This window comes from Xanthomonas sp. MLO165 (assembly GCF_018831305.1).
Lineage (GTDB): Bacteria > Pseudomonadota > Gammaproteobacteria > Xanthomonadales > Xanthomonadaceae > Xanthomonas > Xanthomonas arboricola.
The window spans coordinates 783755-808806 of record NZ_CP029263.1 but is presented as its reverse complement, the minus strand read 5'-3'; the positions used below and the strand labels follow the sequence as shown (position 1 = coordinate 808806).

22 protein-coding genes are annotated in these 25052 nt (G+C 66.3%); 4 read left to right on the top strand and 18 right to left on the bottom strand.

The window, feature by feature from the left end; genetic code table 11:
* Positions 1-67 precede the first annotated feature (67 nt).
* Entirely contained in the window at positions 68-442 is a 375-nt protein-coding gene (locus DGN21_RS03455; protein WP_215825124.1) for a BON domain-containing protein, read from the bottom strand.
* 150 nt (positions 443-592) lie between these two features.
* Between DGN21_RS03455 and DGN21_RS03450 the strand changes: the two genes are divergently transcribed.
* The gene (locus DGN21_RS03450; protein ID WP_215825123.1) at positions 593-1660 is read left to right on the top strand and encodes an oxidoreductase; all 1068 of its coding nucleotides are present in this window, start codon (positions 593-595) and stop codon (positions 1658-1660) included.
* A gap of 201 nt (positions 1661-1861) precedes the next feature.
* Here DGN21_RS03450 and gnd read toward each other — a convergent pair whose 3' ends face one another.
* The 8 genes from gnd to DGN21_RS03410 all read right to left on the bottom strand — a co-directional run bounded on the left by gnd (position 1862) and on the right by DGN21_RS03410 (position 10455).
* Positions 1862-2803, bottom strand: a complete 942-nt coding sequence (gene gnd / locus DGN21_RS03445; RefSeq protein ID WP_039514966.1) for a phosphogluconate dehydrogenase (NAD(+)-dependent, decarboxylating) — start codon at positions 2801-2803, stop codon at positions 1862-1864.
* A 20-nt stretch (positions 2804-2823) separates the two neighbouring features.
* Positions 2824-4188 (bottom strand): hypothetical protein, encoded by a 1365-nt coding sequence (locus DGN21_RS03440; protein ID WP_252374685.1) that lies wholly within the window; start codon positions 4186-4188, stop codon positions 2824-2826.
* A gap of 141 nt (positions 4189-4329) precedes the next feature.
* Positions 4330-4710 carry a glycine zipper 2TM domain-containing protein gene (locus DGN21_RS03435; protein ID WP_024939674.1) on the bottom strand — a complete coding sequence of 127 codons (381 nt, stop codon included), beginning with the start codon at positions 4708-4710 and terminating at the stop codon, positions 4330-4332.
* A gap of 120 nt (positions 4711-4830) precedes the next feature.
* Entirely contained in the window at positions 4831-5616 is a 786-nt protein-coding gene (locus tag DGN21_RS03430; protein WP_160955175.1) for a DUF2242 domain-containing protein, read from the bottom strand.
* Positions 5617-5689: 73 nt separating this feature from the next.
* Complete coding sequence (locus DGN21_RS03425; protein WP_160955174.1) at positions 5690-6754, bottom strand: DNA methyltransferase; 1065 nt, start codon at positions 6752-6754, stop codon at positions 5690-5692.
* Positions 6747-7847, bottom strand: a complete 1101-nt coding sequence (locus DGN21_RS03420; protein WP_065032113.1) for a hypothetical protein — start codon at positions 7845-7847, stop codon at positions 6747-6749. Before DGN21_RS03420 ends, DGN21_RS03425 begins: the two co-directional genes overlap by 8 nt.
* 22 nt (positions 7848-7869) lie before the next feature.
* Positions 7870-9273 (bottom strand): nicotinate phosphoribosyltransferase, encoded by a 1404-nt coding sequence (locus DGN21_RS03415; RefSeq protein WP_160955173.1) that lies wholly within the window; start codon positions 9271-9273, stop codon positions 7870-7872.
* Between the two features lie 126 nt (positions 9274-9399).
* Positions 9400-10455 (bottom strand): bifunctional nicotinamide-nucleotide adenylyltransferase/Nudix hydroxylase, encoded by a 1056-nt coding sequence (locus DGN21_RS03410; protein ID WP_047124615.1) that lies wholly within the window; start codon positions 10453-10455, stop codon positions 9400-9402.
* 163 nt (positions 10456-10618) lie between these two features.
* Between DGN21_RS03410 and DGN21_RS03405 the strand changes: the two genes are divergently transcribed.
* Complete coding sequence (locus DGN21_RS03405) at positions 10619-11488, top strand: endonuclease/exonuclease/phosphatase family protein (RefSeq protein WP_215825121.1); 870 nt, start codon at positions 10619-10621, stop codon at positions 11486-11488.
* Positions 11489-11542: 54 nt separating this feature from the next.
* Here the strand turns inward: DGN21_RS03405 and DGN21_RS03400 are convergent, their stop codons facing one another.
* Positions 11543-12427 (bottom strand): LysR substrate-binding domain-containing protein, encoded by an 885-nt coding sequence (locus DGN21_RS03400; protein WP_126965107.1) that lies wholly within the window; start codon positions 12425-12427, stop codon positions 11543-11545.
* A gap of 175 nt (positions 12428-12602) precedes the next feature.
* Between DGN21_RS03400 and DGN21_RS03395 the strand changes: the two genes are divergently transcribed.
* Positions 12603-13346, top strand: coding sequence for a sulfite exporter TauE/SafE family protein (locus DGN21_RS03395; protein ID WP_126965106.1), 744 nt, complete (start codon positions 12603-12605; stop codon positions 13344-13346).
* 174 nt (positions 13347-13520) lie between these two features.
* Here DGN21_RS03395 and DGN21_RS03390 read toward each other — a convergent pair whose 3' ends face one another.
* The 5 genes from DGN21_RS03390 to DGN21_RS03370 form a co-directional block, all read right to left on the bottom strand.
* Positions 13521-15680: a carboxy terminal-processing peptidase gene (locus DGN21_RS03390; protein ID WP_184429024.1), complete on the bottom strand. Its 2160-nt coding sequence runs from the start codon at positions 15678-15680 to the stop codon at positions 13521-13523.
* A gap of 384 nt (positions 15681-16064) precedes the next feature.
* Complete coding sequence (gene lipA, locus DGN21_RS03385; RefSeq protein WP_016900831.1) at positions 16065-17078, bottom strand: lipoyl synthase; 1014 nt, start codon at positions 17076-17078, stop codon at positions 16065-16067.
* 15 nt (positions 17079-17093) lie between these two features.
* Complete coding sequence (gene lipB, locus DGN21_RS03380) at positions 17094-17690, bottom strand: lipoyl(octanoyl) transferase LipB (RefSeq protein ID WP_252374684.1); 597 nt, start codon at positions 17688-17690, stop codon at positions 17094-17096.
* Between the two features lie 89 nt (positions 17691-17779).
* The gene (locus tag DGN21_RS03375; protein ID WP_016900827.1) at positions 17780-18058 is read right to left on the bottom strand and encodes a YbeD family protein; all 279 of its coding nucleotides are present in this window, start codon (positions 18056-18058) and stop codon (positions 17780-17782) included.
* 127 nt (positions 18059-18185) lie between these two features.
* On the bottom strand, positions 18186-19169 hold the full coding sequence (locus tag DGN21_RS03370; RefSeq protein WP_024939685.1) for a CsgG/HfaB family protein: 984 nt from the start codon (positions 19167-19169) through the stop codon (positions 18186-18188).
* A 290-nt stretch (positions 19170-19459) separates the two neighbouring features.
* Between DGN21_RS03370 and DGN21_RS03365 the strand changes: the two genes are divergently transcribed.
* Positions 19460-20521, top strand: a complete 1062-nt coding sequence (locus tag DGN21_RS03365; protein ID WP_024939686.1) for a lipid A deacylase LpxR family protein — start codon at positions 19460-19462, stop codon at positions 20519-20521.
* Positions 20522-20769: 248 nt separating this feature from the next.
* Here the strand turns inward: DGN21_RS03365 and DGN21_RS03360 are convergent, their stop codons facing one another.
* From DGN21_RS03360 to mltB, 3 genes are all read right to left on the bottom strand, one after another.
* Positions 20770-21975 (bottom strand): D-alanyl-D-alanine carboxypeptidase family protein, encoded by a 1206-nt coding sequence (locus DGN21_RS03360; RefSeq protein ID WP_016900824.1) that lies wholly within the window; start codon positions 21973-21975, stop codon positions 20770-20772.
* A 259-nt stretch (positions 21976-22234) separates the two neighbouring features.
* Positions 22235-23650 (bottom strand): septal ring lytic transglycosylase RlpA family protein, encoded by a 1416-nt coding sequence (locus tag DGN21_RS03355; protein ID WP_102255644.1) that lies wholly within the window; start codon positions 23648-23650, stop codon positions 22235-22237.
* Complete coding sequence (gene mltB, locus DGN21_RS03350) at positions 23647-24786, bottom strand: lytic murein transglycosylase B (RefSeq protein ID WP_024940725.1); 1140 nt, start codon at positions 24784-24786, stop codon at positions 23647-23649. Before mltB ends, DGN21_RS03355 begins: the two co-directional genes overlap by 4 nt.
* Between the last annotated feature and the right edge of the window lie 266 nt (positions 24787-25052).

The window sequence follows — 25052 nt, the reverse complement described above, 5'->3', positions numbered from 1 at the left end:
TGGAGTGCGCCTTGTGCTCGGTTCAGCCGCCTCGCCTCGGCTGGCCCGGCATTCGCTACCGCTGCAGTTACATCTTTGCAGCGACGACCTTCAGGCCGGTGGACTTGACGCTCTTGACGCCTTCGATGCCCTTGGCAACTGCCACGGCCTTGTCGTGCTCGGCCTTAGTGGCAACCGTGCCGGTCAGGGTGACGATGCCGTTCTTGGTCTCGACCTTGACGTCGGTGCCCGACACATTGTCGGTGGCCAGCAGATCGGCCTTCACCTTGGTGGTGATCCAGGTGTCGGTCACCGGCTTCTTGGATTCGTTCATGTTGTCGGCAGCGTGATCCTTGTGCGCGGCGTGCTCCTGCGGCGCAGCGAATGCCTGCGAGGCACCCAGCGTCAGACCGAACGACAGCGCCAGAGCCAGCAACTTGCGTGCATGTTTGATGTTCTTCATCGGATGTACCCTCCTGTGAATGTGGCCGCAGTCTGCAGTGGCGCTCGTCGTGCACACGTGACTGCCGGATGCAGGGGTTGTGAACCCGGCGCACACGGGTGGGTGCAATACCATGCAGGCCTCCTCCGTCGTTGCGATGAACCGTTTTCAATGCCTAAACCGTTCAATCTGGCCGTCGTCGGCTATGGCTATGTCGGCCGCACCTTCCATGCCCCGCTGATCGCCGGCACCCCCGGTCTGGCCCTGCACAGCGTGGTGTCGTCCAAGCCGCAGCAGGTGCAGGCCGACTTCCCCGATGTCGCCGTGCTGGCCGATCTGGAAACGGCATTGGCCGATCCGGCGCTGGATGCGGTGGTGCTGGCCACCCCCAACCAGACCCACGCACCATTCGCGTTGCAGGCCCTGGCCGCCGGCAAGCATGTGCTGGTGGACAAACCCTTTGCGTTGGACGCCGCACAGGCGCGCGAGGTGGTGGCTGCTGCGGCGGCGGCCGGGCGCATCGTCAGCGTGTTCCAGAACCGGCGCTGGGATGCGGACTTCCTCACCGTGCGCCGGCTGATCGACGAAGGCCAGTTGGGCGAGGTGGTGGAATTCCATTCGCATTTCGACCGCTTCCGGCCGCAGGTGCGCGACCGCTGGCGCGAAAGCGACATCCCCGGCGCCGGTCTCTGGTACGACCTGGGGCCACATCTGCTCGATCAGGCGCTGCAGCTGTTCGGCACGCCACAGGCGATCGGCGCGGACCTGCAGCGCCAGCGCAACCAGGCGCGCAGCGACGACTATTTCCACGTCACCCTGCGTTACCCGCGGCTGCGCGTGATCCTGCACGCCGGCTCGCTGGTGGCCGACAGCGGCCTGCGCTTTGCCGTGCACGGCACCCGTGGTAGTTACCTCAAACATGGGCTGGATACCCAGGAAGACCAGCTACGCGCCGGACGCCGCCCCGGTACCGCCGGTTGGGGCGTGGACCCGCTTCCGGGCACGCTGACCCGCGTGGACGACGAAGGCCGCGTGCATACCCATCAACCCGACACTACGCCGGGCGACTACCGCCAGTGCTACGCCGCGTTTCGCGATGCCCTGGCAGGCGCCGGCCCGGCACCGGTCAGCGCTGCCGACGCGGTGCAGGTGATGGAACTGCTGGAACTGGCGCAACGCAGCGCCGCCTCGGGCCAGGTGCAATGGCTGGAAGGCGCGAACGCGGGTTCACGCGACTGATGCACGGCCGGGCGCCGGTGCAGGCGCCCAGCCGATATTGGGCATCGGCAATGGCGCGCTCGCATTCTGCGGTGCCACGCCCGGGCACTGCATCGATGCGCACTGCCATCAGTCAGCGGACACGCCGGCAGTCGCCAGACACAGACGCGATGGAACAGACCTGCACTGCGCGCCATGCAGGCGCGCAGGAATCGGCATCGCTCAGACGTCCTTGCTGCCGATCGTCGGCGCGGCTTCCGTGGTGGTCTTGACCGCATGACCACCGAACTGGTTGCGCATTGCGGCCAGCAGCTTGTCGGTGAACGAATCCTTGTCGCGCGAGCGCAGCCGCTCCATCAGCGACAAGGTGATGATCGGCGCCGACACTTCCAGGTCGATCGCCTCGGCCACCGTCCAGCGCCCTTCGCCCGAATCGGCCACGAACGGTGCGATACCGGCCATGGTCGGATTGTGCGCCAGCGCATCGGCGGTGAGATCCAGCAACCACGAACGCACCACGCTGCCATCGCGCCAGATCTCGGCGACCTGGTGCAGGTCCAGCGCAAAGTCGGTCTTGTGCTGCATCAGCGCAAAGCCCTCGGCATAGGCCTGCATCATTCCGTACTCGATGCCGTTGTGGACCATCTTGGTGAAGTGGCCGGCGCCGCTCGGGCCGACGCGGCCCCAGCCCTTGTCCGCTGCCGGCGCCAGCGTGGCCAGGACCGGATGCAGCGTGGTCACCGCCGCTTCGTCGCCGCCGACCATCAGGCTGTAGCCTTCCTGCAGGCCCCAGACGCCGCCGCTGGTGCCGCAATCGACAAAGGCGATCCCACTGGCATGCAGCAGCGCGGCGCGGCGTTGCGAATCCTTGTAGTACGAATTGCCGCCATCGATGACGATGTCGCCGGCCTGCAACAGCGGCAGCAGCTGCGCCAGGGTGTCGTCGACGATCTTGCCCGCCGGCACCATCAACCACACCACGCGCGGGCTCGGCAGCGCGGACACCAGTGCAGCCAGCGCATCGGCGGTGACAATGCCCTTGGCCTGCGCACTGCTACGCGCACCTTCGCCCGGATCGTAGCCATGCACGCGGTGTCCGCCGTGCACCAGGCGCTCGGCCATGTTGGCGCCCATGCGGCCCAAACCCACCATACCCAGTTCCATAATCGCTCCTCATGATCTGATCAGTGCAGGGTGCCACGCCCGGCGTACGCTGGCGTGGCGGAATTCTCAATGGATTGTTCCGTCGCGGTGCCGGCGCCGCACTGTTGCAGCTGCCAGTCGATCCAACGCCAGTACAAGGTGCTGCGCAGATTGTGCAGGGTCAGGTCGATGGCATACGGCGTGCGCGGATTGCGATCGAGCAGGCGCGCCACGTGGTACCCGATCGGCTTGATGCCCTTGGGATGCACGTACACCAGAAAGCCCTGGTAGAACGGGTCATCCAGCAGGCCTTGCAGCGTTTGCAGGCGTGCCTGCTGCTGCGGGTCGAGCGTGGCGCGCAGCGCGGCATCGCGTTCGTACAACAGCCGCTCGAAGCGACGCTTGCCCGGTCCGCGCAGTTCCCTGGCCAACTCCCAGATCTGCCGATTGAGCGCGTCGTAGTGCGCAAAGCCGCCGTGCTGCGCCAGCGCCTGCGCCGCCGCATCGCTGACGTCCACCACCACGAAGTTTTCGGCCTGGTTGTGGATGTCGTCCAGAAACGATTTGTCGAACACATGCGCAATGAACCCCGGCGCACCGACAAATGCCTGCCGCCCCAGCTGCGCGGTTCTGGCCGCCTTGCCGTCGGCGAAGAACTCGCCGGCATGCGCACCCAGCAGGATGCTGTCGGTGTTGTGCAGGGTCAGAAACGTGCCGATCGACAACTCGCCCGAGGTGAACACCTGATCGAATCCGGCATCGCCATACAACTCGCGCTGGGTGGCCAGCTGGGCCACCTGCCGCCCCACTCCGCATTCGGAGCGCACCTGGCCGCGATAGAACGCATCCAGCGCCTGCGCATTGCTGCCGCGCGGTTGATAGCCGCGCCCGAAACTGCGAAAGCCGCTCCAGCCCTGCGATGCCGCGCCACGCCAGCCGAATCCGATCCAGCCCAGCTGCAGCGCCGAAAACCGGTAGCCCGGGTTGTCCTGTAGCTGCGTGGTGGCACGCCGTGTGGCCGCACCGAGTTCGAACGCGTATGCGCATTGGGTGGCGCTGTCGTCCAGCAAGGCCTTGAGCGCGGCGCCGCGTTGCTGCGCGTTCCAGCTGGCCGGCAGCGTCAGCTGCAGATCGCCGGCCGCACGCGCCTGCGCAAGCGAACCGCGCGTACACGGCTCGCCGCGCTGGATCACCGGCGCACCCACTGCGGCGCTGCGAATGCTCCAGCCCAGCTTCTGCAGCAAGGCATCCACACAGTCAACGGACGCCTTGCGTGCGGTCTCGCTCGGCGCGGCCGCGGCAGCCTGCAACAGCTGCACACCGAGCAGCGCCATCGCGCATAGACGCACGGAGAGGCGGCGGCGCGGTCGGTGCGGCGCGAATACTGATACTGACGCAGGCCGCATCACTCCCGTCCACCGCCGCGGGCGGGGCTTCTGGAACGCACTCATCGGTACAAGGTGGTGTAGATCGGCAGCAAGCTGCTGCATCCTCAGACGTAGAAAGCCCCGGCAGGACCGGGGCTCGTAGGATTCACTGCATCAAGTTCAGCGGCGTTCGCAGACGCGCTCGACCTGACGGTTACCGTTGGCTTGCTGGCGGTTGCCCTGGATGGTGCGGCCCGCTGCGCCGCCGGCAACTGCACCGGCCACGGTTGCCAGCTTCTTGCCGTTGCCGCCACCAACCTGGTTGCCGAGCAGGCCACCAATGGCCGCGCCGGCAACTGTCCCGCCGATGCGATTGGGATCGGTCGAGTTCTTCTGCACTTCGACATTGCGGCAGCGCACGCGCGTGCCATCGCCGAACTTGCGGCCCTCATCTGCTTCGGTGTAACGCTGCTGGTACGAACGCGTCTGCGCCTGCGCCAGTGTGCTGGTTGCCATCAACGCGATCAGGGACATACCCACGAGGGAATTGCGCATCTTCATCGTCTGTCTCCATCTCGCCCCTTGGCGAGTCATGGCTGCACTTTCGCCACTTGGTCGAGAACGCGACGTGAAGCGTGCAACCGGCTATTCAGGCTCTGGAGCAGAGCCTGAATCGCTTCGTCACGGTTGGCTTGCTGGCTCGGTTTGCGGCAGCTCGGCTGGTGTCGGCGGTGGGTCCTGCGCCTCCACCGGCAATGGCGCCACCGGCTGCTGTGCGACAGGCGTTGCAGCAGGTTGCGGCGCAGCTGTTGCTGGCGTGGCGGGAGCAGTGGCCGCCTCGCTGGCCTGAGCGGCCGCAGGCACCGGAGCCGGTGCTTGTGATATCGCATGCGGTGGCGGTGGCGGAGCAGCAGTTGCAGGTGCAGGCACCGCTTCGGTGACCTTGGGCAGGTACGAATTCAGACGGTCGAAGAAGCGTTTGTAGAAGGCCGCGTCCTGCACCGTGGTGCTGGACACGCGCACCAGCGAATCGCCGCTGCTGCCGACCGGCAACGACAACGAACCAAGCACACCGACACCGACGCTGGCCGAGGTCGAACTCTTCTTCAGCGCGTAACGGTCCTGCAATGCGCTGACGAACACCTGCGCCTTGCCGCCGTCCTGCGTGGCGCAGGAAATGCGCAGATTGAGTTGTTCGCTCTGGTCGGCTTCCTTGAGCTGGAAGTTCTTGCTGCCTTCCACCGCAGCGGCATCGGCACGCGTCACCGCATAGCCCTGGCTCAACAACACCCGGCGCGCGGCCTCGCAGGCCTGCGGCGAGGTGGAGGCCACACTGCGCGAGTAGGTGTCGTCGGAATTGAACGACTCACGCATCAGCATGGTGTCGCCCTTGCTGCCACCGCAACCAGCCAGGGTTGCCAGCGCGCCAAGCAGGGCACCGCGCGCAATCAGGGAAGAACAAGACATGGAGACATTCCGGCATCCAAAACCGGCACAGAGCATAGCCGCAACCGGTGTGCGCGCGGCGTCGCTTGGCCGATCAGGGCAACGGCGGTTCATCCGCTGGCAGTTGCAGGTCCAGCTGCAGGCGGCCGCCGTCTGCGCCGATGCGCTCGGCGCGCAGATAGTGGTGGGCACGCACCGCCGCCAACGCGACCGGCGCCCGGCATGGCTCGCCCCACAGGCTCAAGGCGAATCCCTGCGCCTGCAGCCAGACGGTGAGGCGGTCCCAGAGCGGCTGCTCCGCCTGCAGGATCAGGTCCAGATCCGCCGGCCCCTCCGGCACCGACTCGGGTGCCTGCAGCCAGCGCGCGTAGCTGCCGTGCACCTGCACCGGCAGGCCGTCTGCGCGTAGCGCCTGCAGCAGCAGCGCTGCCTGCTGCAGGTCCAACTGCGCACGGCAGTGCTGGAAGATCAGCGCGTACTCGTGGCTGCGATTGCTGTGCGTGCCTGCAGGCGCCAGCGCTGCGCCCGGCCGCCGGTAGCACAGCACCCGCTCCTCGCGCAGGGTGAACAGGCTGGCAAGGATCCGCCCCAGATCCCACGCCTGCGGAATCACCCGCCCGCCGACGACGACGTTTTCCACCATCGCCACACCGAAGCCATCCACTCGCATCCGCTTGCGCAAGGCATGCAATACCGCCCGCATGCCGGACAGATAGCCTGCGTAATCGGCACTGGCATACAACTGCCCCGGCAGTGCCGCACCGCGCCAGTGGCAACCGAAATACGGCACGTTGGTCAGGCACAGATCGATCGCCGCCGCAGGCGCGGTGTCGACCAGCGTGCCGACCACGACCGGCGCCTGCACGCCGTGCCGCTGCAGGCGCGTGCGTGCCAGTTGCGCACGTGCGGCATCGATCTCCATGCCATGCGCGCCACGCCCTTCCAGCGTCGCCGCCAGCAGCGTGCTGCCGAATCCACAGAACGGATCGAACACCTGTGCGCCCGGCACGCTGAAGTGCCGCACGAACGGGCGCATTTGATTCACCCAGCCGCAGTCGCGCCCGCCAAGCGGATCGGCTGCGCGCAGATCCTCGGGCAATGCCCAGGACGGCTCATCCGGTGCCGGCGTCCACCAGCTGCGCTGATCGAGTTCATCCATCGGCCGGCTCCCACAGCACATCGGCATCCGGGTCCCAGCCCGCACACAGGCGGCCATTGGCGAAGAACACCAGCTTGTAGAGGTCGCCGGTGGCGTGGCGTGCGTGCATGGCCGCGTAGTCGGCGCTTTCGAACACCACTTCCAGGCCGTCCTCGCTGCGCATGCGCAGATTCCAGAAGTAATAACCCTCGGTCATGCCGTCGGCTTGCCAATGCGACCACCACGGCTGCTGCATGCAGTCCGCCAACAGGCTTTCCATGCCGATGCGATGCTGCGCGATATAGCGCCAGGTGCCATTGTTGCGGTACGCATCGTCCAGACGCGACAACTCGCGGAAGATCACCTGCGTGGCGCCACAGCGACGCGCCCACGCGAGGTACTGCGCCACGCCATCGGCACAGTCCACGCCGCCCCGCTGCACGATGCAGACCAGCCGCACCGGCAGGCGCGCTGCGATGCGTTGCGCCGTCCGCGCGAAAATGGCCGCATCGGCAATGGGCTCGTCTGGACGAAAGCGCATGATCGCGTCGTTGCCGGCCTGCAGCGGGTGGTGACGCGACAGCTCGATCCACGACAGGCCGAAGTCGACCAGGGCATCGAGCAACTGTGCCCCCTGCGCGCGCGCCAGGCCGGCACCATTGCTGTACAGCACACGCTGCTCCACGCACGGGCCGTCGGGCGTCGTCGCCAGGGTCTGCAGCAAGTCCTGCAACCAGTCCGGGTCGTCGGTCATCTCCAGGCCGGACAAGGAGTACGACAACGGCACCCCGTGCAGCAGCTGCAACGCAGCGCGCAACTGCGCAAAGTAGTCCGGCCCTGGCCGCAACATCGCTGCCGCCGGGCCACCACGGTGTTGACGCAGGTTTTCCGAACAGAAGCCGCAGCGCGCCGAACATGGCCGTACCGAGGCATACGGGGTCAAGGTGATCGGCAACGCTGCCCGATACGCGCGCTCGCCGATGCGCAATGCATGCCATCGGCTGCTCTCGTCCTGCTGCGGCACACGCCGCCGCAGGCTGGGCGCGGCCGCGCGCAACCCGGCCAACAGCGGCGATGCAGACAGCAACGAGTCTTCGTCGAGGGAGGCGTGCATGCCGCTATCCGCGCGGCGAACGTCAGCGGCGCGCGACGTCGGCACGTGCGCGCACCTGCTCCAGGGTCCACTCCTGCTGCATGACGCCGTTCTCCCACACCGTCACCAGCGCATCTTCGCTGTCGGCATGCGCGTCGACTTCATCCAGCAACGCGCTGCGATAGCTGCCATCGGCACGGTCGCGCAGCAGGGTCAGCCGACCGCGCTTGCTCTGCTTGCCCTTGTCGGTGATCGGGTCCTTGTAGACATCGATCCATTGCCCGTCCACGCGCACGGCCGAGCACTTCAACGCGAACTTCTGGGTGTCGCGATCCACCTTCTGCAACAGCGCACCGCCCATGCCGAAGGCGACGTTGTCGGCGGCATAGCCGGCAGCAGTGATGCGTTCGAGAATCGCGCGCAGCGACTGCGGGTTGATGCCATCGCCCTGGATCACCCGCACATGGTTGAGCACCTTGTAGCCCTTGCCATTGCGCTGATGGCCGAACGCCTCGTCCAGCAGCAGCAGGCATTGCTCGACCACATCCACCGGGTCGCCCGAATCCGGACGGATCACCACCGTCGCACCTGAGGCAATCACCTCCTCGCGCAAGGTGGTGCCCCAATGCTCGCGGATCGCGCGGTAGATGTCGTAGCTGTCCGATACCACCGCCACCAGCGAACCGGGGCGCGCGAACTGCGCCAGCATGTTGCGATACGCATCGGCCTCGCGCTCGCGGCCCCAGCTGGTGATGGTGCTGTGCTCGGCAGCGGGAATCGAATAGCCGGCTACCGGAGTGTGGTAATGCGCACGCGCCAGCAGCAACGCCGACACGGTATCGGTGCCGAGGAAGTTCACCAGATGCGCGGCACCGCCCAGCGCGGCCGAACCAAGGCTGGACACCCCACGCGCGCCGAAGTCATGCAGCTTGAACGGCAACTGCCCTTCCGGATCGTCGCTGGTGCGCTGCAGGTAATCGCGTACCACCTGCTTCACCTGCCAGCTCACCGTTGCCACCGTCACCGGATACCACACGCGCAACAGCAGCGTTTCCAGGTACGACGGCACCCAGAACGCCTTGGGATCGGTGGATTCGATCGTCATCAGCACATTGTGCGTGGGCACGACCGTGCCTTCGGGCACGGCACGGATGCGGATCGGCAGTTGCCCGCCGAGACGATCGACGATGTCACGCCAGCCGGCCTCGTTGAACGGCTCGCCATGCGCGGCCAGCAAGGCCTTCGCATCGTCGATGTCGGCATGCGTCACCGGCCGGTTGATGGCCTCTTTCAGGATCGACTGCAGGCCGAAGAATACGGTCTGGTCGTAGACGCCACCGCGCGATTCGACATAGAAAAACGCCGCATCGGTGCCGGGTGGATACTGCAGCCAGTGGCTGGCCTTGTAGCTGTCGGTGTTGAGCAGCAGGTTATCGAGGTAATACATGACGGAAGCTCCTTCGCGTCGAATGAACCAGCGGTCTGTCCGCCGGCGGGGAGGCTACGGTTCAAGCCGATCTTGGATTGCGCGCGGACGCATTTGGTGGATGACGGCACGCAATCGTTGTCGGCCTCAGCCGCGACCCAGGAAGAATTCGAGGATATGCAGATGATCTTCGTACAGGCGCGGACCCATCGCCATGACTTCGGCAAGCGGAATCCAGCGCGCCTTGTCGGCATCGTCGCCGCCGCGCACCGCGGGCAACTCACCGGCCGGAAATTCGAAATGGAATGCATGGGTGATGGTGCGCCCGCGCAGGCTGCGCTCGGGGTGGTCGAACACCTGGCGCCCGCGCAACGAGCCCTTGAGCACCGGCACCGGCACCTTCAGCCGTGTTTCCTCGCGCAGCTCGCGCAGGCAGCCGTCCAGCAGCCCTTCGTCCTGGCCGACGAAACCGCCCGGCAATGCCCACAAGCCCTTGCCCGGCTCGGCGCGACGACGCACCAGCAGCACGTGGCCCGAATGCACCACCACCGCATCGGTGGTGACGAAGGTCGGCGGATACGGCGCATCCTTCCAGGCGGCGCGATACTGCTCGATGAAACGGTATTCGGCCACCAGCTGCGCATAGCTCGGCGAGTTGCGCCGGAACGCTTCCAGCATGTCGTACACCGGCGCCGGCACATTGCCGCGCAGCATCAGCAACCCACCGTGGAAACCGATCTCGCCGGCCTCGAACAGATAGCGGCGCAACTCGGTGGCCGACAGCGTGGCGGTATGTTGCACATCTTCCAGCGGCCACTGCGGAAACTCGCGCAAGTAGTAGCTGCTGGCGTCCTTGTCCATGCCGATCAGCCCGATGCGCGCATCGGGCGTGCCGCCATCGGCCTGTACGGCCTCGGCGACCTGGCGCTGCACCTCGGCAATCCACAGGCTTTCGTTGTACAGATGGTCGCGCAACGGGCGCAGGATCAGCCGCTGGCTCTCGCCCGGCAACGCGGACTCGATCATCACCGCACGTTCGGCGACGGTCCACGGATTACGAATGGTGCGAGGCGTGTCGGCAGAGCCGATCAACACGATGAGCTTGTTCGCCTTGCCCAGCGCGTGGCGGGCGACGGCGGCGTGGCCGTTGTGAAAGGGCTCGAAACGCCCGATAAACACGAGATAGTCGTACTGCGGTGCCATGAGAATCCCTCACGGTTGAGTAGGCAGCCATCGGTCTATCCGATGGCTTGGTGCAAATGCTACGCCGATGTGCGACGACGTCAAGCGGGCGCGGTATGTCGATGACATTTCGGTCATGCATGCCGATTAGACTCGCCGATCGGTCCTTGAGGAATCCGCCTGCATGTCACGCCTGTCCGTTCGCGCCATCTCACGTTCCCTGTTCGCCGCACTCGCGCTGTGCATCGCCTTGCCTGCGTTGTCTGCACCTGCACCTGCGCCTGCGCCCTTGCGGGTGATGTCGTTCAATGTGCGCGTGCCGGTGGATACCGATGGCGACAAGCGTTGGAGCGTGCGCCGCGCGGCGATGGCGGCATTGGTCGAACAAGTGCACCCGGATGTCTTCGGCACGCAGGAATTGGTGCAGGAGCAGGCGCAATATCTGGCTGCGCAACTGCCTGGTTACCGCTGGTTCGGCAAGGGCCGCCGCGGCGACGACGGCGACGAGCACATGGGCGTGTTCTACGACAGCCGCGCGGTGTCGTTGGTGGAATCGGGCGATTTCTGGCTGTCGGAAACGCCACAGGTCCCCGGCAGCAGCAGCTGGAACACCGACCTGCCGCGCATGGTGACCTGGGCCCTGTTCGAGCGCCGCAGCGACAAGCGCCGCTTCTATCTGCTCAACACGCACTTCGCCCACCGCGACCAGGACGAGGCCGCCCGCGAGCACAGCGCGCGCCTGATCCTGTCGCGCATCGCGGCGCTGCCGGCAAACATTCCGGTGGTGCTGACCGGCGACTTCAACAGCGATCCTGACCAGGGCACCTACCGCGTGCTCACCGCCACGCTTGGCGATGCACGCGCTCGTGTTCCCGAGCCGCAAGGCCCGGAAAAAACCTTCCAGGACTTCACCACGCAACCGACCCGTCGCATCGACTGGATCCTGTTCCGTGGCCTGACACCGACACGTTTTTCCACGCTGGATCAGCGTCCCGGCGGTGTAGTGCCGTCCGACCACTATCCGGTGCTGGCCGAATTCGCCTGGCCGCGTTGAGCGCGCCGGCGACGTGACGCTGTCACGATGCCGGCCGCTCTGACGCTACGCAGCTCAGTCGTGTTGCAGCCAATCCACCAGCGCTTGCAGCATGGTCGACGGCGCAGGCTCGCAACGCAGCACGATCGAAAGTTGCCGCGGTGCCCAGGCTGCATCCAGGGGCACCGTGGCCAGTTGATCGCGCACGCATGAGCGTTGCACTGCGGCGTGCGGGAGAATCGCCACGCCCATGCCTTGTGCGAGCATGCGGCACAACACGTCGATGCCTTGTACCTTTGCACGCATGCGCACCTGCACGCCGGCGCGGTTCATGTGCACGCGCAGATGCCGTTGCAAGGCGCTGTCGCCGGCCAGCCCCAGCATGTCCATTCCCGCGAGCTCGCTCAATTGCAGCGTCGCGGCACCGGCCAGTGGATGCGCTGCAGCCATCACCAGCACCAGTCGATCCTCACGGAACGGCAGCACCTGCAGCCCACTGAGATCGGCATGACCCGCGACCACGGCGATGTCGGCGCGTTCCTCGCGCACCGCATCGGCAGCTTCGTCGCTGCCCTGCTCGGTCAATGCCAGATCCAGCTGCGGATGTGCGATGAGAAAATCCGCCAACCGTTCGGGCAACCATGCCGACAGCGCCGCGGTATTGGCCGCCAGCCGCAGCGTCACCTGGCCACCGCCACCGTAGCCGCCCAGCTCCAGCTGCAGCACCTCGGCCTGCCGCTGCAATTGCCGTGCGTGCCGCAGCAACACGCCGCCGGCCGGAGTCAGACTGACGCCGCGGCGCCCGCGTTCCAGCAGTACGGCGCCCACCTGCAGCTCCAGCGCACGAATCCGCGCACTGGCAGCGGCCAGCGACAACGCCGCGCGTTGTGCACCGGCAGTAATGCTGCCGGTCTCGACCACTGCGATGAACAACCGTAAATCGACAAATTCCAGATGCATGAGCGCTCCACAAGCACGTGCAGTCATCGACATGCGCTCGCCACCGACAGGACAGGCCAGCCAAGCCAGGGGCCTCTGCACGCGCGGCATCCCGCCTTAGCCTTCGGCGCTGCCGAAGCCTGCATCAAACAATCACGCATTGTCTGCCGCGGAACAAGCCCGGATCCTTGGCTGCATGGAGACATTGCACACCCACTGGTATCTGATCGCAGGCGTGTTTTTGCTGGCAGGCTGGGTCAAGGGCGTGGCCGGGATGGGCTTGCCGACCGTTGCGATGGGGCTGCTGGGTCTGTGGCTGACGCCTGCCGAGGCAGCGACCTTACTGGTTCTGCCTTCGCTTGTGACGAACGTGCAGCAAGCCTGGGGACCGGACACGGCGCCCCTGTTGCGACGTCTGTGGCCATTGCTGGCCGCCGTGACGCTGGGCACCTGGCTGAGTGCTGGGGTGCTGACAGGCGCCGACCCTAGCCTGGTCCGCGCCGGGTTGGGCGCACTGCTGGCGCTGTACGCCTTGCTTGGGCTGGCCCGTCGACACTGGACGATGCAGGCACGTCACGAACCGTGGGCAGGGCCACTGGCCGGGCTGGCCACCGGTCTGCTGAGTGGCGCCACCGGCATGTTCGTGCTGCCATCACTGCCCTACCTCACCGCCCTGCAACTACCGCGCGAGCTGTTGATCCGCTCCCTGGGCTGGTGTTTCGGCGTGGCGACGTTGGCGCTTGCCAGTGCACTGGCCTGGCACGGCGCACTACCCCGCGCGGCGATCGCTCCGTCGTTGTGGGCACTGCTACCCACCGCCATCGGCATGTGGCTGGGCGCCTGGGTGCGCAACCGCATTTCTGCCGAGACGTTTCGACGTTTCTTTTTCACCACCTTGCTGGTGCTCGGTCTGCAAGGTGTCTGGCAGGCACTGGCGTAAGTACAACGGGCGTCGCACGACACGCAGGCACGGCAGCCGGCAATCGATCGTCAGTCAAATCCGCTCGCGACGTCGTGCCAGACATGAAAGGGTCGGCCAATAAAAACGCCACCGCGATGCGGTGGCGTTTCTTGTACTTAACGCTGATGTCGTCGCCAGCTGTTCGACGAACGATCAGTCGGCCCAACGTCCCGGCGCGGTCGACTGCGGCAGCACCTGCGCCGACAGCGGCTGGTCCTGCGACAGCAGGCCCAGCGCATCGGCAAGAATGGCGGCCGATTCGTGCAGCAACGGATCCGGGCGCTTTTCTGCGGCCTTCTCACGCGCGGTGTCCTTGACGATATCGCGCTCGTTGCCGGTCAGGCCGTCGTCGCTGTCTTCGGCAAGCGGGTCCAGCGGCAGGCCCAGCTGCTTGCGCACCTGCTGGCGATCCTTGCGCTGCTGATCCTGCTTCTGACGCTCGGCGACGCGCTCGGCTTCATTCAACGAGATGTACTTCTTGGCCTTCTCATCGCGGAACTGCTTGACGTCCTCTTCCCACCACTGGAATTCCTTGTCGGTGGCGATACGCGCGGTGTGCAGGCCCTGCAATTTGGGCAGCAGTGGCGCGAAGTTGCCGTACTGGGTGTGTGGTGCGGCGGCGATGCGCGTCCAGGGCAGCGCGTTGTCGTAGGTGCTCTCGCCGAACTCGGTGGCATCCACGCTGGCCGGGAATGCGATGTCCGGCACCACGCCCTTGTGCTGGGTGCTGGAGCCGCTGACGCGGAAGAACTGCGCGATCGTCAGCTTGACCTGCCCGTAGCGCTGGCCTTCCGCCGCCGGCCAGCGGTCCAGGTCGACGATGTTCTGCACCGTGCCCTTGCCGAAGCTGGTTTCACCGATCACCAGGCCGCGGCCGTAGTCCTGGATGGCACCGGCAAAGATCTCCGAGGCGGATGCCGAGCCGCGGTTGATCAGCACGCCCAGCGGACCATCCCAGGCCACCTTGGGATTGCTGTCGCCATTGACGGTGACCCGGCCGCCGGATTCGCGCACCTGCACCACCGGGCCCTGCTCGATGAACAGGCCGGTGAGCTCGATCGCCTCGTCCAGCGAACCGCCGCCGTTGTTGCGCAGGTCCAGCACCACGCCGTCGACCTTGTCGGTCTTGAAGCCGGCCAGCAGCTTGGCGACGTCGCGCGTTGCCGAGGCATAGTCGGTCGCGTTGCGGCGACGGCCTTCGAAATCCTGATAGAAGCCCGGCAGCTTGATGATGCCGATGCGGCGCTCCGGCTCGCCGCCCTTGGCCGGCAGGGTGATGGTCTCGCCCTTGGCGGCCTGCTCGGCCAGACGCACCTTCTGCCGGGTCAGCGTCACGGTGCGGTGCTTGCCGTCAATGCCCGACTCGGCCGGGATGTATTCCAGGCGCACCTGGGTGTCCTTGCTGCCGCGGATCTTGGCGACCACGTCGTCGATGCGCCAGCCGATCACATCCTCGATCGCGCCGTTCTTGGCCTGGCCCACGCCGACGATGCGATCGCCCGGCTTGAGCGTGCCATCCACCGCCGCCGGACCGCCCGGGATGACCTCGCGGATCACCACCATGTCGTCCTGCTTCTGCAGCTGCGCACCGATACCTTCCAACGACAGCGACATCTGCTGATTGAAGTTTTCGGCCGTGCGCGGCGTGAAGTAGTCGGTATGCGGATCGACTGCGTTGGTGTAGGCGTTGACGAAGAACTGGAACACGTCCTCGGCCTTCAACTCGTTGACCGAATCAGCCAGCGCCGCATAGCGCTTGTCCAACGTCTTGCGGATGTCTTCGGGCTTCTTGCCGGCCAGCTTCAGGCGCAGCCAGTCGTTCATCACCGACTGGCGCCACAGCACGTCCAGCTGCTTGTCGTCGGCAGCCCACGGCACGTCCTTGCGGTCATACTCAAACTTGTCGCTGCCGGTGAAATCGAAGTCCTGCTTGAGCAGGTCGCGCGCATACTTGACGCGCTGGTCGACGCGCTTCTTGTAGACCGAGAACACCTGGAACGCCGGATCCAGCTTGCCGCCGCGCAGCGCGTCGCCCACGCCTGCTTCCAGCGGTGCGAAGCCGGTGATGTCGGTCTGGGTAAAGAACTGTTTGCTGCCGTCCAGGGTTTCCAGATAGCGCTTGAACACATCCTTGGTCATGGCCTCGTCCAGCGTGCGCGGACGGTAGGCATAGCGGCTGTCGGAGAGCAGGCCATAGACCAGCTTGGTCGCTGTGGCCTGATCGGGCGTGGCTGCCGCCGGCAACGCCGTGTCGGCGCGTGCGAGCAATGCCATCGGAGTGGTCAACACCAGCGCCAGCAGGCCGGCCTTCATGGACGCAGAAACGTTGTAGGTCATCGAATGGCTCTCGGCACAGGGCCGACGAAAGAAAGGCGGTGAACGGATCAGACAGCATGACAGTGCCGAAAGTTGCTGGCGTTGTCATCCGCTGGCTGAATCAGCCTAGCGCCGGGCCTGTAGCGGATTGTGAACGCGCCCGTACCCTGCAAGCCGAGAGCAGCGGCCGGAGACGACACGACCCCGCGGTGTGCGGGGTCGTGTGGGTCGTTCTAGCTCGAAATCATCGGAGCTACTCGAGGGCGGTCGCGGGCAGTTCGCGACGACATGCACTCGGCATGCGGCCGGATGCGGCATCAGCTGACGCCGGCACTGGCGGCCGCGCCCGCCTGAGCGTGGGCGCAGGCGTGATCGGCTGGCTTAAGCAGCAACGCCCGCGCCGGCGGCCTGACGATCGGCGTGATACGAGGAGCGCACCATCGGCCCGGAAGCGACGTGGCTGAAGCCCAGCGCATTGCCGTAGTCCTCCAGCGCCTTGTATTCCTCCGGCGTCCAGTAGCGCATCACCGGATGATGGTGCGGCGTCGGCTGCAGGTACTGGCCGATGGTGATCATGTCCACATCGTGCGCGCGCAGGTCGCGCAAGGTGGCGTGCACCTGCTCCATCGTCTCGCCCAGGCCGAGCATGATGCCGGACTTGGTGGCGATGGACGGATGCTGCGCCTTGAAGCGCTGCAGCAGGGTCAGCGACCACTGGTAGTCGGCACCCGGACGCACGTTCGGGTACAGATCCGGCACGGTTTCGATGTTGTGGTTGAACACGTCCGGCGGGCTGAGCGCCAGGATCTCCAGCGCGCGGTCCATGCGGCCCTTGCCGCGGAAGTCCGGGGTCAGGATCTCGATGCGGGTCTTGGGTGAGCTGACCCGGATGGCCGAAATGCAGTCGACGAAATGCTGGGCACCGCCGTCGCGCAGGTCATCGCGATCCACGCTGGTCACCACCACATACTTCAGGCCCATGTCGGCCACGGTGGTGGCCAGGCTGGCCGGCTCGTTTGCATCCGGCGGCTTGGGCCGGCCATGCGCCACATCGCAGAACGAGCAGCGCCGCGTGCAGACCTCGCCCAGGATCATGAAGGTGGCGGTGCCGTGGCTGAAGCACTCGTGGATGTTCGGGCAGCTGGCTTCCTCGCAGACCGTGACCAGGCGGTTTTCGCGCAGCTTGGCCTTGAGGTTCTGCACTGCATTGCCGGACGGAATCCGCACCCGGATCCACGACGGCTTGCGCAACACCGGCGCATCGACGAACTGCACTGGCGAGCGGTTGATCTTGTCGCCACCGATCTGCTTGACGCCGGTCTGCAGCGGCGCAGGTGCGGCGGTGTCGCCGGAGACGACCTGCAAGGGGATGGAACGGGCGATAGGCTGGGTCATGGCAGTAACGGGCGCTCAGGCCGGAAGCGAAAGGTCGGGCAACGCGGAGACAGGCTGCAGGACGAGACCGAACTGGCGCGCCAGCTGATCGAGCAGCACCGCCTTGACGGCGTCCATCCCGGAGGGGCCGCCCAAGTCTAGCACCGAGGTCACCTGCAGGCCCTGATAGCCACAGGGGTTGATGCGGTGGAACGGCTCCAGGTCCATCGCCACATTGAACGACAGGCCGTGGAAGGTGCAGCCGCGCCGCACCCGGATCCCGAGCGCGGCGATCTTTGCCCCGCCCACGTACACGCCCGGCGCGCCCTCGCGGCGCTCAGCGAGGATGTTCCATTCGTCCAGCGTGTCGATCAGCGCCTGCTCGATCTTGCACACGTAATCGCGCACGCCGATCTTGAGCCGACGCAGGTCCAGCAGCGGATAGACCACCAGCTGGCCGGGGCCGTGATAGGTGACCTGGCCGCCGCGATCGACCTGCAGCACCGGAATTTCGCCCGGCGCGAGCACATGCTCGGGCTTGCCGGCCTGGCCCAGCGTAAACACCGGCGCATGCTCGACCACCCACACTTCGTCGGCCGTGGCCTCATCACGCGCATCGGTGAAACGCTGCATCGCACGCCAAACTGGCGCGTACGCCTGTCGGCCGAGATCGCGCAACTGCGCCGGCAGGACGGGGACAGGGCTTTCCGCAGCCTGGATCGCTACAGCGTCCACTTCACTTCCGGGTGGTCGCGCAGCGCCTGGTGCGCAGCGTCGAACTGCTCCCGGCTCTCGGCACGGAAGCCGATCTTGACCGAGACATATTTGCCGCTGGACGAATGCTTCCAGCTGATGCTTTCCTCCAGCAGCTCCACACCGGTGGCGGCGAGCAGGCGCGGAAGTTCGCTTTCCAGCCCGCGCTCGGCCGCGCCCATTGCGCTGAGCTCGAAGGTTCCGGGAAACTGGAAGCCGTGATCGGGGTTGTCGGTGCTGATTTCCATCCGCCCATTATCGGGACGATGGTGGACAAACCCAAGCCCGCCGCGCGCGGGACAACACAACGGGGCCGCAGGGGCCCCGTTGTTTCACGCCGTACGCGTCATGCCCAGCGTGGGTCTGGCCAACTGCTTACTTGGACAGTTCCAGCATGGCCGACGACACCCAGCCGCGGTTGCCCATTTCGTCTTCGACTTCCCACATGACGCCTTCCTTGGTGCCAGTCGGGTACAGCATCATGCCCGGCTCCAGCGTACGCACGGCCGCGCCAGTGCCCTTGGCATTGCCCAACAGACGCCCCGCGCGGGTCACGGTCACAGCCTGCTGCACATTGGATGCAGCCGCGTTGCCGGACAGACCGCCGAGCTGGGTGACGACGTCGGTGTAAGCCTGCAGATAGGCCAGGGTAATCACCTGTCCGATCTCGGTATTGGCATAACCGCCGGCACCGGCGGCGCCGTAGTCGCCGCCGCTGAAGACGTTGCCACGCGCGCCCCAGCCCAGGTCGGTCTTCTTGGCGTTGCCTTCGGCCATGGCGACCTGTTCGGAGGAACGCACATCGGTGATGGTCAGCACCACGTCGGCGGTCTTCTTGTTGAGGTTCAGGCCACCGACCAGGTTGCCGGCATTGCCGCCCATCAGGCCGCCCAGCATGCCGGCAATGGCGCTGCCGCCGGCATTGTGGTTCTGCGAAATGAGGTCCGGCGTCATCACATAGTCGGCTGCGCGGATCTGGCCCTTGCCGACGTTGGAGCGGGCGCGCAGGTCGCCGTTTGCCGCCATGTCGCGCTCGCGCTGCGATGCCGCCATGCCCGCGCCACGGTCTACCAGGGTGAAGCAGCGCGAACGGTTGACGAATACCTTGATCAGCTTGGACGGCGCCGGCAACTGCTGACCCGACCACCAGTTGACTGCATCCTCCGGCTCGAGCACCGACAGGCTGCCCAGCGGTTTGGCGCACACCGGGATCTGCGCGACGGCCTCCTTGCGCTGATCCTGTGCAGACCCCTTGAAGGCATCCTTCAGTCCGGCCGAGGCCGGCGCGCTGACACTGACCAGTGCAACACCCAACACGCTGGACAACAGCGCTGCGCTCACAGAAATCGTCTTGCTCATATTTGTTCCCCTGACACCTGCGCTGCCGTCGGCAAACGCGATCCGTTGGTGATGAAACGGCCTGAGAAAGGCCGCCGTTCCTTGGGGCTAGTTCCCCCGGAGGCGGATCATATGCGATTCGCGCGGGCTTTTCATGGCCGCCGTACCGCAAATGGAACGGACTGGTGTTCCAGGCTCTGCCGCTGCATCCGGGCGGCTCGGGCATGATCCCGGAGCACATTCACGCGGCGCAGCAGCGGCCGCAGGCACCTTTGCTGAACATCGCCCCTCCTTACCTTTCCAGGCCCTCCATGCTTCGACCGCGCGCCTTGTCCGCTGCCCTGCTGCTCTCTCTTTCCGCACTGTCGATGCCGGCCGTGGCTGCCGACCAGTGCGATTCCAGCAGAATGAGCCGGACGCCGCCGGCGGTGAACTTCCGGGTCGACAACGACCTGTTCGGCGGAGAGGATCAGGACCAGGGCTATTCCAACGGCGCGGTGCTGACGCTGGTGTCGCCCAACCTGGTCGACTACACCGACGACCCCTGCCTGCCGCGCACCGCGCGCTGGGTCAACGGCTATCTGGAGCGTCTGCATCCGGGCGAGTTCGATCAGCAGAACATGGTGTTCTCGATCGGCCAGGCGATTTTCACTCCCACCGACCCCACCCGCCGCGATGTGATCCCGGACGATCGCCCGTATGCGGGCATCCTGCTGGCGAGCTTCGGCTACAACGCGCGCAACGATGCGCATCTGCGCACCACCCAGCTGCAGGTCGGCGTGGTCGGCCCGTGGGCATTTGCGCAGGAAGCGCAGGATGCGATCCACGATGTGCTGGGCGACGAAAAATTCCAGGGCTGGGACAACCAGCTGCACAACGAGCCGCTGATCAACCTGGTGCACGAGCGCATGCGCCGCTGGCCGGGCGACGCGGCAGTCAATGCGGACGGCTTCGGCTGGGATTTCATCTCGCATTGGGGCGGCGCGGTCGGCAACATGGCCACGCATCTGAATGCCGGTGGCGAGGTGCGCTTCGGCTGGAAGCTGCCGGACGACTTCGGCAGCACCCCGACCCGCCCGGCCGGCGAGAACACCGCCCCCAGCCGGCTCGGACGCGCCAGCGGCTGGTCGGGCCATCTGTTCCTGACCACCGATGCGCGCTGGGTGCTGCGCGACATCACCCTGGACGGCAACACCTTCCGCAACAGCCACAGCGTGGACAAGCGCCCGTTCGTAGGCGACGTCGGCTACGGCCTGGCGGTGATGTACGGCCGCTGGAAGTTCGCCATCGCCCGCTACCACCGCACCCGCGAATTCGACACCCAGCGCGAAACGCCGGTGTATGGCAGTTTCACGATCAGTCGGATGCTTTGAGGGCTGGGAATTGGGAATCGGGAATGGGGAATAGGTAGAGCAAGAGCGACACCCCCGCTTCTGCGATTCCCACCTCTCCGATTCCCGCTCTCCGATTCCCGATTCCCGATTCCCGATTCCCGATTCCCGATTCCCGATTCCCGATTCCCGATTCCCGATTCCCGATTCCCGATTCCCGATTCCCGATTCCCGATTCCCGATTCCCGATTCCCGATTCCAAAAAAATGCCGGCTTTCGCCGGCATTTTTTTATTCTGATTCCCACCACATCCAGAACGCATCCCAGAGGCGCTTGAAGAAGCCGCCCTCCTCGACTGCGTTGATGGCGACCAGCGGGGCCTGGGCGATGATCTTGCCGTCCAGGCTGACCTTGACGGTGCCGATCTGCTGGCCCTGCTTGATCGGGGCCTGCAGGTTCTTGGCCACTTCCATGCTGGGCTTGAGGTCGTTGTAGCGGCCGCGCTGCAGGCTGACCAGCAATGGCTGGGCCACGCCGAGCTGCACTTCGTCCTGCTGGCCCTTCCAGACCTTCTGCTTGGTCACGACCTTGCCGGGCGCGTACAGGCTGTGGGTTTCGAAGAAGCGGAAGCCCCAGTTGAGCAGGGCCAGGCTGTCGTCGGCGCGCTGGCGCTCGGACGAATCGCCCATCACCACCGCCACCAGGCGCTGGTCGCCTCGCTTGGCCGAGCTCAGCAGGCAGTAGCCGGCCTCGGAGGTGTGGCCGGTCTTGATGCCGTCCACCGCCGGGTCGCGCCACAACAGCAGGTTGCGGTTGTTCTGCTTGATGCTGCCGACCTGGAATTCCTTGATCTTGTTGTAGGCATAGGTCTCCGGGTAATCGCGCACCATCGCGCGGCCCAGCATCGCCAGGTCGTAGGCGGTGGAATGGTGACCTTCGGCGCTGAGGCCGTGCGCGTTGACGAAGTAGGAGTCCTTCATGCCGATCTTGGCGGCGTAGCTGTTCATCAGTGAGGCGAAGGCTTCTTCGCTGCCGGCCACATGCTCGGCCAGTGCGATCGCGGCATCGTTGCCGGACTGGATCGCCATGCCCTTTTCCATGTCTTCCAGACGCGCGGTCTGGTTGACCGGGAAGCCGCTGTAGCTGCCGTCGGTGCCGGCACCGCCCTCGCGCCAGGCGCGCTCGCTCATCATGACCTGGTCGTCGCGCTTGACCTTGCCATTCTTGATTTCGGCAGCGACCACGTAGGACGTCATCACCTTGGTGATGCTGGCGGGGGCCAGCTGCTGGTGGATGTTTTCACCGGCCAGCACCTGCCCGGTGGCGTAATCCATCAGGATCCAGGACTTGGACACCGCCGGCGCGGGTGCGGGCGGAACCGGGACGGCGGCCGGCGCAGCGGCAACGGCAGGCGTCGGCTGCGGCGCAGGGGTCTGCGCGCAGACCAGGCCAAAGGCGAACGTGGCCACCGCAGCGGCGGCGAAGCGGAATTTCATTGAAGAACGACTCCTGACGGGCCCGAAGGCTGGGTAATGCGAAATTGTAAGGCGCCACGGCGATCAGGGCGACGCACGCGATGCTGCGCGCGCCTGCGCAGTTCAGCGATGGGGGCAGACGACGCGCCGAACGTGGCTGACGCACTGGGCGATCGAGCAAGCTGCATGGGGCGCATCGTGATCGCGGCTGCCCGACGCTAGCTGTCGATAGCGAGCGCTGGGCTACCCACCGACGCCTTGGCTGCCGGATCGATCGTGGCTAGTTGGCGACGATCTGCGGGCGCCCGAAGCCCAGGCCGGCGATGCGCTGCGCGATTTCCGAGGCATTGGCGTGATCGCGCGCATTGACGCGCAGCCGCCACAAGGTGCGACCGCCGCTGACGATGTCGCTGACGCTGGCACCGGCAATCCCGGCCGAGGCAAGCTGCGACAGCGCGCGGTTGGCGTTCTCGCGGCTGGCGAAACTGGCCACCTGCAACAGGATGTCGCCCAGTGCCGCCTCGGCCACGCTCGGCGCCTTGACCGGTACCGGTTCGCTCCTGAGCGGACGTGCCGGCGCGCTGTCGGCGGGCTTGATCGCCGCCACCGCGACCGGGGCGGCTGGCGCGACCGCGACCGGGGCAGCCGAGGCAGGCCGCGGCGCGGCGGCAGCCGGCTTGCCGGTGGCCACGCGCACGCCCTGCGACTTCATCCAGGCATCGAAGTTGTCGGCGTTGCCGGGCTGGCGCGAATCGGCCACGCGGTAGCGCCAACGCTCGCCCGCGGGAATCGCAGCGGCCCCTACACTGCCTGCCGCTGCGGCGGCTACCGGAGCGGCGGCACTGGCGGCCACTGCGCGCGGGGCGGCGGCCGGCACGGTACGGGTGGGCAGGCGCTGCACCAACCCATCGATCTGGCTGGCGCTGGCGGCCGGCCGTGCGGCGGCCACCGCAGTGCTGACCGGCGCGCGGCCGCTGCGGCGCTTGGCCAGCAGATTGCCGTTGTCGGCTTCGGTCAGACCGCGTACCTCGACGTTGCCGGTGCCCTTGCCGGTGATGCCCAGCTTGACCGCAGCGGCGTAGCTCAGATCGATCACGCGGCCATCGTGGAACGGGCCGCGGTCGTTGACGCGCACCACCACCGAGTCGCCGGTGTCGGTGTTGGTCACCAGGGCGAAGCTGGGCAACGGCAAGGTCTTGTGGGCGGCAGTGAAGGCGTACATGTCGTAGACCTCCTTGTTGGAGGTCAGCCGGCCGTGGAATTTGCTGCCGTAATACGAGGCAGTCCCGCGTTCGACATAGTCGCCGGGGTTGTCCATCACCACGTAGCGTTTGCCCAGCACCTCATACGGCGAGCGGTTGCCCACCGCCGAGCGCGGCTCGTTGGTGACCAGCGGTTCGGGGATGCAGGCCACGTTGGGCACGTGGTCCGGCGTGGTGTCCTTGACCCCCGGCTTGTACAGGCCGCCGGCGGTGTAGTCGCCGCGCGTGGACGGGTCTTCCTTGGCGGGTGCGTAGGGCGAGGTCGAGGGGCAACCGGTGGCCACATACGCCGGCCCCTTGCCGTCGACCTTGACGCCCTTGATCGCGCCGCTGCCGCCGGTGCCGGCGCTTTTCTTCGGTGCACTGCTACAGGCCGCCAGGCCGAGCATCAGCGCCATCGGGATCAGCCACTTGGGGCCTGTCGTGCTGTTCATGCCGGGGGTAACTCCTTGCCGGCGATGGCCTCGGACAGCTGGAACACGGCCATCGCGTACATCTTGGAAATGTTGTAACGGGTGATCGCGTAGAAATTCTGGAAGCCCAGCCAGTACTGCTTGCCGTTGGCATCGTCCAGGGTGATCGGGGTGGCGGTGCTGCCGGCCACCACCGGCGCATTCGGGTGATAGCCGCGCGCAGACAGGTCGGCCAGCGTGTACACCGGCGACCAGTCGGTGGGATTGAATTCCTCGTGGCCGGCGGCCAGCGTGGCCGGCACCGCGACCTGGCCACCGCGCACCCAACCGCCCTTCTTGACGAAGTAGTTGGCGACCGAGGCGAACACGTCGTTGTGGTCGGTGAACAGGTTGCGCTTGCCGTCGGCATCGCCGTCGACGGCGAACTGGCGGTAGCTGGACGGCATGAACTGGCCCATGCCCATCGCGCCGGCATAGCTGCCGATCAGCGTGGTGACATCGAGCTGCTCTTCCTTGCCGAGCGCGAACAGCTGGCCGAGTTCATCGCGGAAGAACAGCTCGCGACGCACTTCGCGTTCGAGCTTGGCCGGGTCGCCGCTGCGCGGATAGCGGAACGCCAGCGTGTATAGCGCGTCCAGCACGCGGTACTTGCCGGCGTTGCTGCCGTAACTGGTCTCTACCCCAATGATGGCCACGATCACCTGCGCCGGCACGCCGGTGGCCGCTTCGACCTTGCTCAGCTCGGCACGATGCTCGGCCAGGAACTTGCGGCCGCCATCGATCCGCGCCTGGGTGATGAACATCGGGCGGTATTCGTTCCACGGTTTGACCCGCTCGGCCGGGCGCGACATCGCGGTGACGATGGCGTCCTTGAATTGCGCCTGCGCCAGCACCGCTTCGATCTGTGCGGCGTCGATGCCGTATTTAGCGGCGGTGTCGCGCACGAAGTTGGCGCGGGCGATCTCGAACGGCACTGGGGTCAGGTCCACCGGCGGCAGCGCGGGCGCTTCGGCAGCGGCACTGACGGGCGCGACCGGGGCGCTCGGCGGCTTGGCCGGGGGCGCGCTGGCGGCCGGCGGCGGGGTCGGAGGGCTGGGCTGAGTCGCGCAGGCGACAAGGCCGAGGGTGAGCAGGCAGGTCAGAGTGCGTCGAATCATCGGCCGAGGGTAACAGAGAACAGATGAACTTCTGGCAATAAGACCATGAAAGGAAAGAGCTTTAGCTTGTCGCTCTGGGCGGCGGGGATTTGGGAGGGGGGATTGGGGATTGGTTTGGGTGCTGCGGGGGAATGGGGAATGGGGAATGGGGAATGGGGATTCGGGAATGGGGATTCGGGATTCGGGATTCGGGATTCGGGATTCGGGATTCGGGAATTGTGGGGTGCGGGGTGCTCGTGTGCCGACTGGGGTTGTCTGGTGGACCG